Annotated in this window: 16 protein-coding genes; 12 read left to right on the top strand and 4 right to left on the bottom strand. The window is 64.3% G+C overall.

Features of this window, described 5'->3' with window-relative positions:
- Positions 1 to 17: 17 nt before the first annotated feature.
- Positions 18 to 806 (bottom strand): 2-(1,2-epoxy-1,2-dihydrophenyl)acetyl-CoA isomerase PaaG, encoded by a 789-nt coding sequence (gene paaG / locus AAC014_RS02300; RefSeq protein WP_339703700.1) that lies wholly within the window; start codon positions 804 to 806, stop codon positions 18 to 20.
- A gap of 90 nt (positions 807 to 896) precedes the next feature.
- Here paaG and paaI point away from each other — a divergent pair, with 90 nt between their 5' ends.
- From paaI to AAC014_RS02260, 8 genes are all read left to right on the top strand, one after another.
- Positions 897 to 1,373, top strand: a complete 477-nt coding sequence (gene paaI / locus AAC014_RS02295; protein WP_339703698.1) for a hydroxyphenylacetyl-CoA thioesterase PaaI — start codon at positions 897 to 899, stop codon at positions 1,371 to 1,373.
- Positions 1,370 to 2,572, top strand: a complete 1,203-nt coding sequence (gene pcaF / locus AAC014_RS02290) for a 3-oxoadipyl-CoA thiolase (RefSeq protein ID WP_339703696.1) — start codon at positions 1,370 to 1,372, stop codon at positions 2,570 to 2,572. The genes paaI and pcaF overlap by 4 nt, the downstream gene beginning before the upstream one ends.
- Before the next feature lie 70 nt (positions 2,573 to 2,642).
- Complete coding sequence (gene paaA, locus AAC014_RS02285; protein ID WP_339703694.1) at positions 2,643 to 3,629, top strand: 1,2-phenylacetyl-CoA epoxidase subunit PaaA; 987 nt, start codon at positions 2,643 to 2,645, stop codon at positions 3,627 to 3,629.
- 14 nt (positions 3,630 to 3,643) lie between these two features.
- Complete coding sequence (gene paaB / locus AAC014_RS02280) at positions 3,644 to 3,928, top strand: 1,2-phenylacetyl-CoA epoxidase subunit PaaB (RefSeq protein WP_121053320.1); 285 nt, start codon at positions 3,644 to 3,646, stop codon at positions 3,926 to 3,928.
- Positions 3,928 to 4,680 (top strand): 1,2-phenylacetyl-CoA epoxidase subunit PaaC, encoded by a 753-nt coding sequence (gene paaC, locus AAC014_RS02275; protein ID WP_339703692.1) that lies wholly within the window; start codon positions 3,928 to 3,930, stop codon positions 4,678 to 4,680. Before paaB ends, paaC begins: the two co-directional genes overlap by 1 nt.
- Complete coding sequence (gene paaD / locus AAC014_RS02270; RefSeq protein WP_339703690.1) at positions 4,677 to 5,144, top strand: 1,2-phenylacetyl-CoA epoxidase subunit PaaD; 468 nt, start codon at positions 4,677 to 4,679, stop codon at positions 5,142 to 5,144. Before paaC ends, paaD begins: the two co-directional genes overlap by 4 nt.
- An 8-nt stretch (positions 5,145 to 5,152) precedes the next feature.
- Entirely contained in the window at positions 5,153 to 6,232 is a 1,080-nt protein-coding gene (paaE, locus tag AAC014_RS02265; RefSeq protein ID WP_121053322.1) for a 1,2-phenylacetyl-CoA epoxidase subunit PaaE, read from the top strand.
- Between the two features lie 103 nt (positions 6,233 to 6,335).
- Positions 6,336 to 7,019 (top strand): PEP-CTERM sorting domain-containing protein, encoded by a 684-nt coding sequence (locus AAC014_RS02260; protein ID WP_339703687.1) that lies wholly within the window; start codon positions 6,336 to 6,338, stop codon positions 7,017 to 7,019.
- Positions 7,020 to 7,026: 7 nt separating this feature from the next.
- Here AAC014_RS02260 and AAC014_RS02255 read toward each other — a convergent pair whose 3' ends face one another.
- The gene (locus AAC014_RS02255; RefSeq protein ID WP_339703685.1) at positions 7,027 to 8,652 is read right to left on the bottom strand and encodes a long-chain fatty acid--CoA ligase; all 1,626 of its coding nucleotides are present in this window, start codon (positions 8,650 to 8,652) and stop codon (positions 7,027 to 7,029) included.
- Positions 8,653 to 8,660: 8 nt separating this feature from the next.
- A complete protein-coding gene (locus tag AAC014_RS02250; protein ID WP_339703683.1) occupies positions 8,661 to 9,140 on the bottom strand; it encodes a 2,4'-dihydroxyacetophenone dioxygenase family protein in 480 nt (159 codons plus the stop codon).
- Between the two features lie 187 nt (positions 9,141 to 9,327).
- Between AAC014_RS02250 and AAC014_RS02245 the strand changes: the two genes are divergently transcribed.
- Genes AAC014_RS02245 through paaK form a run of 4 tightly spaced genes read left to right on the top strand, consistent with a single transcriptional unit; the run spans position 9,328 to position 12,744 of the window.
- Positions 9,328 to 10,113: an SDR family oxidoreductase gene (locus tag AAC014_RS02245; protein WP_339703681.1), complete on the top strand. Its 786-nt coding sequence runs from the start codon at positions 9,328 to 9,330 to the stop codon at positions 10,111 to 10,113.
- Between the two features lie 2 nt (positions 10,114 to 10,115).
- Positions 10,116 to 10,868, top strand: a complete 753-nt coding sequence (locus AAC014_RS02240) for an SDR family oxidoreductase (protein ID WP_339703679.1) — start codon at positions 10,116 to 10,118, stop codon at positions 10,866 to 10,868.
- A 10-nt stretch (positions 10,869 to 10,878) separates the two neighbouring features.
- The gene (locus tag AAC014_RS02235; protein WP_339703677.1) at positions 10,879 to 11,433 is read left to right on the top strand and encodes a VOC family protein; all 555 of its coding nucleotides are present in this window, start codon (positions 10,879 to 10,881) and stop codon (positions 11,431 to 11,433) included.
- Between the two features lie 15 nt (positions 11,434 to 11,448).
- Complete coding sequence (gene paaK, locus AAC014_RS02230; protein WP_339703675.1) at positions 11,449 to 12,744, top strand: phenylacetate--CoA ligase PaaK; 1,296 nt, start codon at positions 11,449 to 11,451, stop codon at positions 12,742 to 12,744.
- Here the strand turns inward: paaK and AAC014_RS02225 are convergent.
- Entirely contained in the window at positions 12,741 to 13,532 is a 792-nt protein-coding gene (locus AAC014_RS02225) for a hypothetical protein (protein WP_339703673.1), read from the bottom strand. The two genes, paaK and AAC014_RS02225, sit on opposite strands and share 4 nt — an antisense overlap.
- Between the last annotated feature and the right edge of the window lie 4 nt (positions 13,533 to 13,536).

Raw genomic sequence — 13,536 nt, 5'->3', positions numbered from 1 at the left:
GGCGGGGAGGAATCGGCTCAGGCGCCGGTAAACTTGGGTTTGCGCTTTTCCATGAAGGCGGCGACGCCTTCCCTGTAGTCGGCGGAGAAGCCGAGGCGGCGCATCAGGTCGCGCTCATTGGCGAGTTCCTCGTCGAGCGTGTTCGCCCACGCACCGCGAATGGCCGCGCGGGTCGCGGCGATCCCCTGTGTCGGCCCGGCGGCAAGGCGGACGGCGAGCGCGCGGGCTTCCCCGGCAAGCGCCTCGTCGTCGATGCTTTTCCAGATGAGGCCCCATTCCTCGGCACGTTCCGCGGAAAGCGGCTCGCCGGTGATAGCGAGGCCGAGCGCGCGCGCCTGACCGATGAGGCGCGGCAGCACCCACGTGCCGCCGCTGTCGGGGATGAGGCCGATGGCGGCAAACGATTGAATGAACTTGGCGCTTTTCGCCGCAAGAACGATATCGCAGGCGAGCGCGATATTGGCGCCCGCACCCGCCGCGACACCGTTCACGGCGCAGATGACGGGCATCGGAATCGTGTTCAGACGGCGGATCAGCGGATTGTAGAAGCGTTCGACCGAATCGCCGAGATCGACGGCGCTTTCTCCCGGTGCGACGGCACGGTCGGAAAGATCCTGCCCCGCGCAGAAACCGCGTCCCGCACCCGTCAGCAGCAGCGCGCGTGCGCCCTCCTTCTCCGTGCGATCAAGCGCCTGCGAGACCTCGCCGTGCATCTGCACGGTGAAGCTGTTGAGCCTGTCCGGCCGGTTCAGCGTCAGCGTGGCAACGCCCTCGCTGATGTCGAAAATGATCGTTTCGAAAGACACGCAAAGCCTCCCCATCCGCAATCGTTAATGATAGAATGAACGGTCGAACAATTATTGGCAAGCGCGAAATCGTCGGCTATTTGCGTCACCATGCCCGAATCAGACACGCCGAAACCGGCCGACTCCGCGTCATCCGCCGCCAATGATACGGCGCTCCGTATCGCGCGTGCAATGGCGTCGACGGAAGGCACGACGCCCGCGCTGGGGCTGGAGATCGAAGCCGCATGCGCAGGCTATGCGCGCGTCGCCATGCGGCTGTCGCCTGCCACGCTCAACGGTTTCGGCATGGCGCACGGCGGCATGATCTTCCTGCTCGCCGACACGGCCTTCGCCTACGCGTGCAATTCGCGCAACGTGCAGACGGTTGCGCAACACGCCAGCATCAGCTTCATCGATTCAGGGCGCGCGGGCGAGCGAATCGTCGCCGAGGCGCAGGAGCGCGCCGTGAAGGGCCGCACAGGGGTTTATGCCGTCAGCGTCTTCGGCGAGGACGGCCGCATCATCGCTGAATTCCAAGGGCTGAGCCGCACCATAGGCGGCCCCGTGATCGAAGAGGAACAGGAATGACCGACGCTTTCATCTGCGACGCCGCGCGCACGGCAATCGGACGCTACGGCGGATCGCTCGCCGAGGTCCGGCCGGACGACCTCGCCGCAGTGCCGCTGCGGGCGCTCGCCGCGCGCAACCCCGGCATCGATTGGGGCGCGCTCGATGACGTCATCATGGGCTGCGCCAACCAGGCGGGCGAAGACAACCGCAACGTCGCGCGCATGGCAGCGCTGCTCGCCGGGCTCGGCGAGACGGCGCCCGGCACGACACTGAACCGCCTGTGCGGCTCGGGCCTCGACGCGGTGGCGATGGCCGCGCGCGCGATTCGCAGCGGAGACGCCGATTTCATCGTGGCGGGCGGCGTTGAAAGCATGACGCGCGCACCCTTCGTGATGCCGAAGGCGGACAGCGCGTTTTCGCGCAGCAATGCCGTTTACGACACCACGATCGGCTGGCGCTTCGTGAACCCGGCGATGAAGGCGGGCTTCGGCGTCGATTCGATGCCCGAGACGGCCGAGAACGTCGCAGATGAGTTCGGCATCTCGCGCGAGGATCAGGACCGGTTCGCGGTCGAAAGCCAGCGCCGCGCAGCCGCCGCGCAGGCCAACGGACGCTTCGCGCAGGAGATCGTGCCGGTCACGATCGCGCGCAAGAAGGGCGATCCCATCGTCGTCGACCGCGATGAGCATCCGCGTGAGACGAGCATGGAAACGCTCGGCAAGCTGCGGCCGATCGTGCGGGCGGACGGCACGATCACGGCAGGCAATGCCAGCGGCGTCAACGACGGCGCTGCCGCGCTGCTGATCGCGAGCGAAGCCGCCGCCGTACGGCACGGCCTGACGCCCATCGCGCGCATCGTCGGCGGTGCCGTCGCAGGCGTACCACCGCGCATCATGGGCATCGGCCCCGCCCCCGCCACGAAGAAGCTGCTCGCCCGCACCGGCGTGTCGATTGGCGACATCGATGTGGTCGAGCTGAACGAAGCCTTCGCCGCGCAGGGCCTTGCCGTGCTGCGCCAGCTCGGGCTGCCCGACGACGCCGCGCACGTGAACCCGAATGGCGGCGCCATCGCACTCGGCCACCCGCTCGGCATGTCGGGCGCGCGGCTCGCGATGACCGCGGCGATCGAACTCAGGAATCGCGGCGGGCGCTACGGCCTCGCCACGATGTGCATCGGCGTGGGGCAAGGCATTGCCCTGCTGATCGAGCGCGTTTGACGGACCAGAAATAATAATTGATCGATCGGTCGATTTATTATAGGACTCGCAGGGAGGAAGGAGCGCCCCCGTGTATACCACTGAACTTCAGAAGGTTGATCCGCAGCAGGCCCCGACGCGGGAGCCGCAGGAGCTTGTCGATGCATTCGAGGCGCGAGTCGCCGACGATGCCTTCATCGAACCCAAGGACTGGATGCCGGAGGCGTACCGCCGCACGCTGATCCGCCAGATTTCGCAGCACGCGCACAGCGAGATCGTGGGGATGCTCCCCGAAGGCAACTGGATCACGCGCGCACCGTCGCTGAAGCGCAAGGCGATCCTGCTCGCGAAGGTGCAGGACGAGGGCGGCCACGGCCTCTACCTCTATTCCGCCGCCGAAACGCTGGGCGCCTCGCGCGAGGAGATGATCGACGCGCTGCACAGCGGCAAGGCGAAATACTCCACGATCTTCAACTACCCGACGCTGACTTGGGCCGACATCGGCGCCATCGGCTGGCTGGTGGACGGCGCCGCGATCATGAACCAGGTGCCGCTGCAGCGGACGTCCTATGGTCCCTACGCGCGCGCCATGGTCCGCGTGTGCAAGGAAGAGAGCTTCCATCAGCGCCAGGGCTATGACGCCCTCCTCGTGATGGCCGCAGGCACCGACGAGCAGAAAGCGATGGTGCAGGACGCGATCGACCGCTGGTGGTGGCCCGCGATCATGATGTTCGGCCCTTCCGACGACAATTCGCCGAACTCCGCGCAGTCGATCCGCTGGCGCATCAAGCGCGAGACGAACGACGAGCTGCGCCAGAAGTTCATCGACGCCACCGTGCCGCAGGTGCTGCTGCTCGGCATGAAGGTGCCGGACGCCGATCTCAAGTGGAACGAGGAACGCGGCCACTACGATTACGGCACGATCGACTGGGAGGAATTCTACGCCGTCGTGCGCGGCGAGGGCCCGACCGCGAAGGAACGCATGGAAGCCCGCCGCAAGGCATGGGACGACGGCGCCTGGGTACGCGAAGCCGCGGATGCCCATGAAGCCCGTCGCCGCATCAAGGCCGCAGCCTGAAGGAAAGACAAGACATGAAGACCGATTGGCCTCTCTGGGAAGTGTTTGTGCGTGCACGCGGCGGGCTTTCGCACCGCCATGCCGGCTCGGTGCACGCGCCCGACGCGACGATCGCGCTCCGCCACGCGCGGGATACCTACACGCGCCGCATGGAAGGCGTCAGCCTATGGGTGGTGCGCTCGTCGGACATCGCCGCGTCTGACCCCGAACAGGCCGGGCCGATGTTCGAACCGGCGGAGACGAAGATTTATCGTCACCCGACGTTTTACGAACTCCCCGATGCTGTGAAGCACATGTGATGGAAAACGCGCTTTTCACATACGCGCTGCGTCTCGGCGACGACAGCCTCGTGCTCGGGCAGCGGCTTTCCGAATGGTGCGGCCATGCGCCGACCATCGAGGTCGATCTTTCGCTCGCCAACGTCGCGCTCGATCTCGTCGGGCAGGCGCAACTGTTCCTCGGCTATGCCGGCGAAGTCGAAGGCAAGGGCCGTGATGCGGACCGCCTCGCCTTCCACCGCGACGTGCTCGCATGGACCAACTGCCTGATGGTCGAGCAGCCGAACGGTGACTTCGGACGCACCATCGCCCGGCAGTTCCTGTTTTCGACATGGCAGAAGGCGCTGTTCGACAAGCTCGCGCTTTCGAAGGACGGGCGCCTTGCTGAAATCGCCGCCAAGGCCGTGAAGGAGGTCGCTTATCACGCCGATCTCGCGGCGGAGTGGGTGATCCGTCTCGGCGACGGCACCGAAGAGAGCCGGACGCGCATGATCGATGGCCTCGACTGGCACTGGCGCTTCGTCGACGAGCTGTTCCAGACCGATGCCGTCACCGACGCGCTCGTCGCGGAAGGCATCGCGGTCGATCCTGCCGCTCTGCGTCCGGTGTTCGAGGCGCGCGTCGCGGCGGTGCTCGCCGAGGCAGGCCTGCCTGAAATGAAGCTGCCGCGCCCCATCGTCGGCGGCCGCAAGGGCCATCATTCGGAACATCTCGGACACATGCTCGCCGTGATGCAGCATATTCCGCGCACCTACCCGGAAGCCGTCTGGTGAACGACGCGCGCGCCATCATGGCCGTGCTTGCCTCCGTGCCCGATCCCGAGATTCCGGCGGTATCGCTCGTCGATCTCGGCATCGTGCGCGATGTGCTCACCGATGCCGAACCGGCGCGCGTGCTGATCACGCCAACGTACACGGGTTGCCCGGCGACCGCCTACATCCAGCTCGCCGTGCGCGAGGCGCTGGACGCGGCGGGGATGCAGGATGTCGCCATCGAAACCCGGCTGTCGCCGCCGTGGACGACGGCGTGGATCACCGAAGACGGCCGCGAGAAACTGCGCGCTTACGGGATCGATCCACCGCCCGCGAGCACCGCGCTCAACAGCCAACCGGCCACCTGCCCCCGCTGCGGATCGAAACAGACGCACGAGGTCAGTCGGTTCGGTTCCACCCCCTGCAAGGCGCTCTGGCAGTGCGACAGCTGCCGGGAACCCTTCGATCGTTTCAAATGCCATTGAGGCCCTGAATGTCCACGCATTTCCACACGCTGAAAATCGCCGAAGTCCGCCGCGAAACGCCGAGCGCCGTCTCGATCCTGTTCGACGTGCCTGAAGCCGAACGCGACGCCTTCGCCTTCCGCGCCGGCCAGCACATCACGCTGCGCGCCGACATCAATGGCGAGGATCTGCGCCGCAACTATTCGCTCTGCGTCGCGCCGCACGAGGGCCAGCTTCGCGTCGCGATCAAGGCGATCTCCGACGGCCGCTTCTCACGCTGGGCGAACACCGCGCTCGCCGCGGGCGACACGATCGAGGTGATGCCGCCGCATGGCAGCTTCTCGTGGGATTTCGATGCGAACGCGCAGAAGCATTACGTGGGCTTCGCAGGCGGATCAGGCATCACGCCCGTGCTCTCGCTCCTCAAAACCACGCTTCTCGAAGAGCCGAAGAGCCGTTTCACCCTGTTCTACGGCAACCGCGCCAGCAACGAGATCATGTTCCTGGAAGAGATCGCCGCGCTCAAGGACCGCTTCCTCGACCGGCTCGAAGCCTACCACTTCCTTGAAGACGAAGACGACGAGGACATCGCGCTTTTCAATGGCCGCCTCGATTCGGCGAAGCTCACCGAACTTCTCGGCGGCCTCATCGACGCCGACGACGTCGATGCAGCGTTCATCTGCGGTCCGGGGCCAATGATGGACGCCGTGGAAACCGCGCTCACCGCCGCAGGCGTTCCCGCTGACCGCATCAAGGTCGAGCGCTTCACGATCGACCGCCCGACCGCCGAACAGGCCGCCGTCGAGCGCGAGCTTGAGCGCGAAGCCGAAGGCCGCAAGGTCGAGGTGACGCTGGAAGGGCGCCGCCGCCGCATCACCTTCGACAGCGCGCAGGGCAGCATCCTCGAAAACGCGCGCGCCGCCGGGCTACAAACCCCGTTCGCCTGCAAGGCGGGCGTCTGCGCCACCTGCCGCGCCAAGCTGATCGACGGCAAGGTGCACATGAAGGCGAACTACGGTCTCTCCCCCGAAGAGGTCGCGCAGGGCTACATCCTCACCTGCCAGGCCGTACCGCTGACCGACAACGTGGCGGTCGACTACGACGCGTGATGGGTAAGCGTCCTCGCGGGCTGCATCAGGGTAACGCCTAAATCGAATCGTTGCCGCAACGGCACGTTAACCATAGCCTCCCTCGCAACAGGGAGGACTTTCTATGCGTTTACTGTTCTGCGCTGGGATTGTCGTGTGTGCTGCTTCACCAGCGATTGCAAAGTCAGTCACATTGAGCCCCGCCGTTTCCGGATGGTTTGTCGGAGACGTGCCCGAAGAGGGCTACGATCCTGAAAATGGTGACAACTGTAACACGGTGCGGCCGGGCCCGGTGGTATGGAGCGCTGGTACGTCGAATTCCGGCGAGATCGGCAACATGGGCGGTTACTTCTACGTCGATGATAAACGCGCTAGCTTCGAGTTTGATATTTCCACCTTCAAAAAGAAGGTGAAGAACGCCACGCTGAGATTCAGCGCATATGACCAATACGGCGATGGCAATTCTCAAAACTGCATTTTCGCCTACACGGGAGACGGCGTCACAACGCTCGGCGATTATACACCAGCAGGAAAGTCGGAAATCTACTCCTTTGGAATGGAATGGAATGACGACGATGGTTCCTACGGGCTCGACGGCGTCTTCGACATCACAGCGTTGCTGAATACGATGTTGAAGGAGAAAACGGACTTTCTCGGGATACAGTTTGCGACCGACAATTATGCCGACACGATCATCGGGCTTTCGGATATGCGCATCGTGATTGAGACCGTCCCGGAGCCCGCCACCCTCGCGCTTTTCGGCCTTGGGCTGACAGGGTTTGCGTTGAGACGCCGCAGCAGGGTCTGAGGCCCGTTCAGGCCGCCGGCTTTTCCAGACAGTCCACGTAGCGCGCGCGCAGCGTTTTCTTGTCGATCTTCCCCGTCGCCGTGAGCGGCACGGCATCGAAGTAGACACGATCCGGCATCCACCATTTCGCGATGGCCGGGGCAAGGTGTGCGCGCATCGCTTCCTCGGTCACATCGGCGTCCTCGTAGAGATCGAGGACGAGGACGGGGCGTTCTTCCCACTTCGGGTGATGCACGCCGATGACCGCCGCGACCTTCACGCCCGGGAAGCCGACGGCGATATTCTCGATGTCGATCGAGCTGACCCACTCGCCGCCTGACTTGATGACGTCCTTCGCGCGGTCGGTGATGCGCATGAAACCGTAATCGTCGATCGTCGCGATATCGCCGGTGTCGAACCAGCCGTCTTCGTCGAGCGCGCTTCCATCCGCGCGGTAGTAGCGTTCAATGGTCCACGGGCCGCGCACCTTGAGCGCGCCGGAGGTCTCGCCGTCGTGCGGGAGGACGCGGTTTTCCTCGTCGGTGATGCGCAGCTCGACACCGAACTGCATCCGGCCCTGCCGCGTCCAGATGATATCGTCGACATGATCCGCGCCGCCTTCGGCAAGCGCGGGCGTCGGCGTCGCGACGACGCCGAGCGGATTGAGTTCGGTCATGCCCCAGAGCTGCAGCACCTTGACGCCGTAGGTGCGCGAATAGGCCTCCGCCATCGCACGCGGCACGGCGGAGCCGCCGATCACCAGCCGCTGCAGCTTGCCGGCAGTGCCGCCGGTGCGCTGGAGATAATCGAGATACATCGTCCAGATCGTCGGCACGCCGCCCGAGAAGGTGACGCCTTCATTGAGGACGAGTTCATGCAGGCTCGCCGGGTCCATGCGGTCGCAGGGCAGCGCGAACGCGCAGCCGCTCAGCGCACCCGCGAAGGGCAGCCCCCAGCCGGTCGCGTGGTAGAAGCTGCTGCAGGGCATGATGCAATCGAACACATCGAGCCCGAACGCCGAGGGCAGACTCGCCGCCATCGCGTGAAGCACGGTCGAGCGGTGGCTATAGACGACACCCTTTGGATGGCCCGTGGTGCCCGAGGTGTAGCAAAGGAACGCCGCCGCGTTCTCGTCGAGGCGCGGCCAGTCGATCGTATCGGGCTGATCGGCGATCAGCGTTTCCCACGATTCCGCACCAACGCTGCCGGGAATCGTATGCTCTGCGTCGCTCAGCATTACGAAGCGGGTGAGCTGCGGCAACAGCGGCGCCAGTCGTTCGGCGAGATCGGCGAAGCTGCGTTCATAGAACAGGATCGAACTGCCAGCGTGCTCGATCGTGTAGGCGATCTGCTCGTCGGTGAGACGTGGGTTCGCTGTGTGCAGCACGGCGCCGATGCCGGGCGCGGCGAACATCAGCTCCATATGGCGATGCGTGTTCCAGCCGAGCGAGCTGATCCGGTCGCCGGGCGCCACGCCCATGCCGCGCAGCAAATGCGCGCCGCGCGCCGTACGCGCGGCGAGACCGGCATAATCGTAGCGCCACACCGGTTCATCGACCAGTCGCGACACGATCGGCCGCTTGCCGTGCGCGGCGGCGGCGTGGCTGAGCAGCCCGCTGATGAGCAGCGGGCTCGCCTGCATCAAACCCAGCATTGTCCCCCTTACCAGTCGGCCGGCTTTTCGATGTGATCGGCAGCGCCCTGTGCCGCAGCCAGACCATACATGAACTTCGCATCGACAACAGCGGCGATGCTGCCATCGGCATTGTAGCCCACCAGCGGACCGTTCACGACCGCGAACATCACCATGCCGTCGCCATCGGTATCGGGGATGTGGTTGATGCCGCCCATTTCCCGCACGTAATCCCCGGCGCGACCGCGATCGTCGCCGTAGCCGAAGCCGCCTTCGATGAGGATGCCCTCGACCGAACCGATGTGACCGTGAACGGGCGCGGTGTTGTTCGGCCCGACCTTCAGCAGCATCGTGAAACCGCCGGTGAAGGGATTGACGTTGAGGAGTTTGAACCAGGTTTCCGGCATCACCCAATCATGCCAGGGCAGGTCCTTCAGATTGTAGAACGCCGGGCTGTGGCGCTTCGTCTCTTCGATATCGGGCGCATCCTCGCGCGTCAGCAGGACCATGATCAAACCTCCCTCATTATCGGATTTTCAGGCGTGCATTGTGACGCGGCGATCCGCGTCCCGAAATGGCGGGAAACACCTAGGTGCTTAGGTGTTTCCCGCTATTGGAATGACCGGCCACCCCTCTAGCCTTCGTGCGACACTGCGAGGACTGCCCTTGAGGGCATTGGGGAGAGGTTCAAACATCATGCGCCTTCAGGGCAAAGTCGCCATCGTGACCGGGGCGGCCTCCGGCATCGGCCGTGCAACCGCCATCGCCTTCGCACGCGAAGGCGCACGCGTCGGCGTCAGCGACATCAACCTTGCGGGCGCGGAGGCGACCGCCACCGCGATCGGCGAAGCGGCGATCGCCCTCCCGCTCGATGTGACGAGCGAAGCGGCTTGGGCCGAGGCGACCGCCGCCACGGTCAGGCGCTTCGGCAAGCTCGACAGCCTCGCGAACGTGGCGGGCATCGGTTTCCCGGGCACGATCATGGACCTGACCATCGACCACTGGAACAAGATGATCGCGGTGAACCTGACCGGCGTGATGCTCGGCTGCCAGGCCGCGATCCGCGCGATCTCGGAGACGGGCGGTTCCGGCGCGATCGTGAACGTCTCGTCACTCGCGGGACTGGTCGGCATTTCGGACGTCGCGGGATACTGCGCTTCGAAGGGCGGGGTGACGACGTTGTCGAAATCGGTCGCGCTTTACTGCGCGGAACGCAGACTGCCGATACGGTGCGTGTCGGTGCATCCGACGTATGTGGATAGCGAGATGCTGGATCCTGTCGCCGAAGCAATCGGAGACCGCGCGGCGATGGTGGCGGCGATGGCGAGCCTTGTGCCGATGGGCCGCATCGCGAAGCCCGAGGACATCGCGAACGCGATCCTGTTCGCGGTTTCCGACGAAGCCGCCATGCTGAGCGGATCGCCGCTGATCATCGACGGGGCGCAGCTTGCAGGCCCCTCCAGCGCGCACACGAAAGGCTGAACATGGGACGTGTTTCAAACAAGGTCGTCATCGTCACCGGCGCGGCGGCGGGCCTCGGCGCGGCAATCGCCGACCGGCTGGCGGAAGAAGGCGCCGCGGTGATCCGCACCGACATCGCGGACGGAGAGGGCATCATCCGGCAGGACGTCGCCGACGAGGCCGGCTGGAAGGCGCTGATCGCCGATACGATGGCGAAACACGGCCGCATCGACGGGCTCGTGAACAACGCAGGCATCTCCTCAAGCAAGAGCCCGATGGACCCGGAAGGCGCGGAGCTTGAAGACTGGCGCCGCATCAACACGGTGAACGTGGAAAGCGTCTTCCTCGCCTGCAAATACGCGATGCCCGCGATCGCCAAGGGCGGGGGCGGCGCCATTGTGAACATGTCGTCGATCGGCGCGCTGGTGCCAACGCCGTTCATCGCGGCCTACGGCGCATCGAAGGCCGCGGTGGCGCAGTTCACGCGCTCGATCGCGCTCCATTGCTGCGAAAAGAACTATGCGATCCGCTGCAACAGCGTTCACCCGGGGCAGGTGCGCACGCCGATGCACGACGTGCTGATCGCCCGCACCGCCGCCGAGCACGGCATCAGCGCGGAGGATGCCGCGCAGGCCTTTCTCACCAAGGTGCCGATGAAGACGTGGCAGGAGGCCGTGGATATCGCGAACGCGGTGCTGTTCCTGGTGTCTGACGAGGCGCGCTTCATCACCGGCACCGCCGTCATCGTCGACGGCGGCATGAGCCTGACCAATTAGGAGAACCTCCGTGCGCACTCTCAACTTCGGCCAGCCGATGGGCGGCATCATGCAGATCGCCTACATCGTGCCCGACATCACCGCCGCGATGAAACACTACATGCCGCGCCTCGCCTGCGGGCCCTGGTTTGTGATCGAACATTTCCCGCTGCTCGACGCGCAGTATCGCGGCGAGCCGACCGAACTCGACATCACGCTCGCGATCGGCTTTTCGGGTTCGATGAGCTTCGAGCTCATCCAGCAGAACAATTGGGAGACGCCTTCGGTCTACACCGAGGTCCAGCAGAAGCGCGGCTGGGGCTTTCACCACTTTGCCGTCTCGTGCGCGGACTTCGACGCGGACGTCGCGAAATATAAGGCGCTCGGCCACGAGATGGCGCTGTACGGCGTGGCGGGCGTCGGCGCGCGCGCGGCCTATATGGATACGTCGGACGTGCTGCCCGGCATGATCGAACTCATCGAGATGACCGACCAGACCGAAGCCTTCTTCACGATGATGAAGACGGCGTCGGAAAACTGGGACGGCAGCGACCCGATCCGCGTGTTGCAGCCCCCGGCCGAATAAGGGCACATTGAACCCATGACAGACAAGGTTGGTCTCGACGCCATTGAGACGGCGAGCCGGGACGAGATATCGGCGTTGCAGTTGGAGCGCCTGCGCGCGAGCCTTGCCCATGCGTATGCGGGGAACCCTGCATACCGGGCGAAGTTCGATGCGGCGGGTGTGCATCCTGACGACCTGAAGTCGCTCGGCGACCTTGCGAAGTTCCCGTTCACGACGAAGGCGGATTTGCGCGACGCGTATCCGTTCGGCTTCTTCGCGGTGCCGCAGGAGAAGCTCTCGCGCATCCACGCCTCGTCGGGGACGACGGGAAAGGCGACGGTGGTCGGCTACACCAAGGCGGACATCGCGACATGGTCGGGCCTCGTCGCGCGCTCGATCCATGCGGCGGGTGGGCGGCCGGGGATGAAGGTGCATGTCGCTTACGGCTATGGCCTCTTCACCGGCGGGCTTGGCGCGCACTACGGGGCTGAGGCGCTGGGCTGCACGGTGATCCCGATGTCGGGCGGGCAGACCGAGAAGCAGGTGCAGCTGATCACCGACTTCGCGCCTGAGATCATCATGGTGACGCCAAGCTACATGCTGGCGATCCTCGACGAGTTCCGGCGGCAGGGCATCGACCCGGCGAGAAGCTCGCTGAAGACGGGCATCTTCGGCGCCGAGCCGTGGACCGAGGCGATGCGCGCCGAGATCGAGAGCGCGTTCGCGATCGATGCCGTCGACATCTACGGCCTCTCCGAGGTGATGGGCCCGGGCGTGGCGCAGGAGTGCGTGGAGACGAAGGACGGGCTTACGATCTGGGAGGATCATTTCTACCCCGAGGTGATCGACCCGGAGACGGGCGACGTGCTTCCGGATGGCGAGGAGGGCGAGCTTGTGTTCACCTCGCTCACCAAGGAGGCGATGCCGATCATCCGCTACCGCACGCGCGACCTGACGCGGCTTCTCCCCGGCACGGCGCGCAGCATGCGGCGCATGGCGAAGATCACGGGCCGCAGCGACGACATGATGATCATCCGGGGCGTGAACGTGTTCCCGAGCCAGATCGAGGAGCACATCCTGTCGGTGCCCGCACTCGCGCCGCACTTCATGATCGAGCTGACCCGCCCGGACCGGATGGACATGGTGCGCCTCTCGGTCGAGGCGCGCGAGGACACCGACCAGAGCACTCACGCCGAACACGCCTACACGCTCGCTCACCGCATCAAGACCATGGTCGGCATCAGCGTGAAGATCGACATTCAACCCGCCGGGGCACTCCCGCGATCCCAGGGCAAGGCTGCGAGGGTCATCGACAAGCGGCCGAGGGGCTAGTTCTGCAACCGAGCCGCTTTGTTCTGCCGTGACTTAGTGGGCAACCTTTTGATGCGCTCGCGCATCATCATAACTTTCATGTTTTCTATGGATGTGGAACCCACGACCGCCGCGTACGATGGCATATTGAAGGATTCAAAAAGTCGAACTTGAACGACAAGCAAGTACATGTCGCGCAGAGGGTATTCGAACCACCTCAATATATGCGAGGCTTCGTTGCTAGATCGCGGAGCACGGGGATCGGGCTCGCCCATACATCCAACCAAATAGCTCACCGGCAAGTGTCCTGGAACTTGTCTGATAGTATTTGGAAGAAGAGCCTGAAACCCGTCAAGATTAATGCCTAGCTGCGCGACCGCAAAACTATGAGCAATTTTGGCTACCATTAGTGCAATCTGGTGGTCAGAGTTATCCGGCCACCCTATTTGCATCCCTCTCGCTCCCAGCCTTTTTACAATTTCCTGACCCATCTCAGTGTCGGCGCAGTGGACGTGCATTTTCCTAGCCGCTAAAGGGCGTTCTACGGCATCTTCTCCGGTGAATATTCCTGCCGGTTTGAACGCGCGCATAACCAGAAGTGTCGGATTATGACCTACTGGAACCTCTTCATTTACGATATTTTCCCCAACAACAAATTCAACTCCTACAGTTTTCGGACGCAGCTTAGGTCTTTTGCTGGGAAAGCCATAACGTGCACGTATTGGTCCAAACACACTCCTCAAAAGAGGTTGCTCAAACCTGTTGATGAGCGCTTCACATTGGCCGCAACTTGCTTCCGGTAAAACCAAATTC

Source organism: uncultured Sphingosinicella sp. (assembly GCF_963974575.1).
Lineage (GTDB): Bacteria > Pseudomonadota > Alphaproteobacteria > Sphingomonadales > Sphingomonadaceae > Sphingosinicella.
The sequence above is the reverse complement of the archived record's forward strand: the minus strand, read 5'-3'. Positions and strand labels throughout refer to the sequence as shown.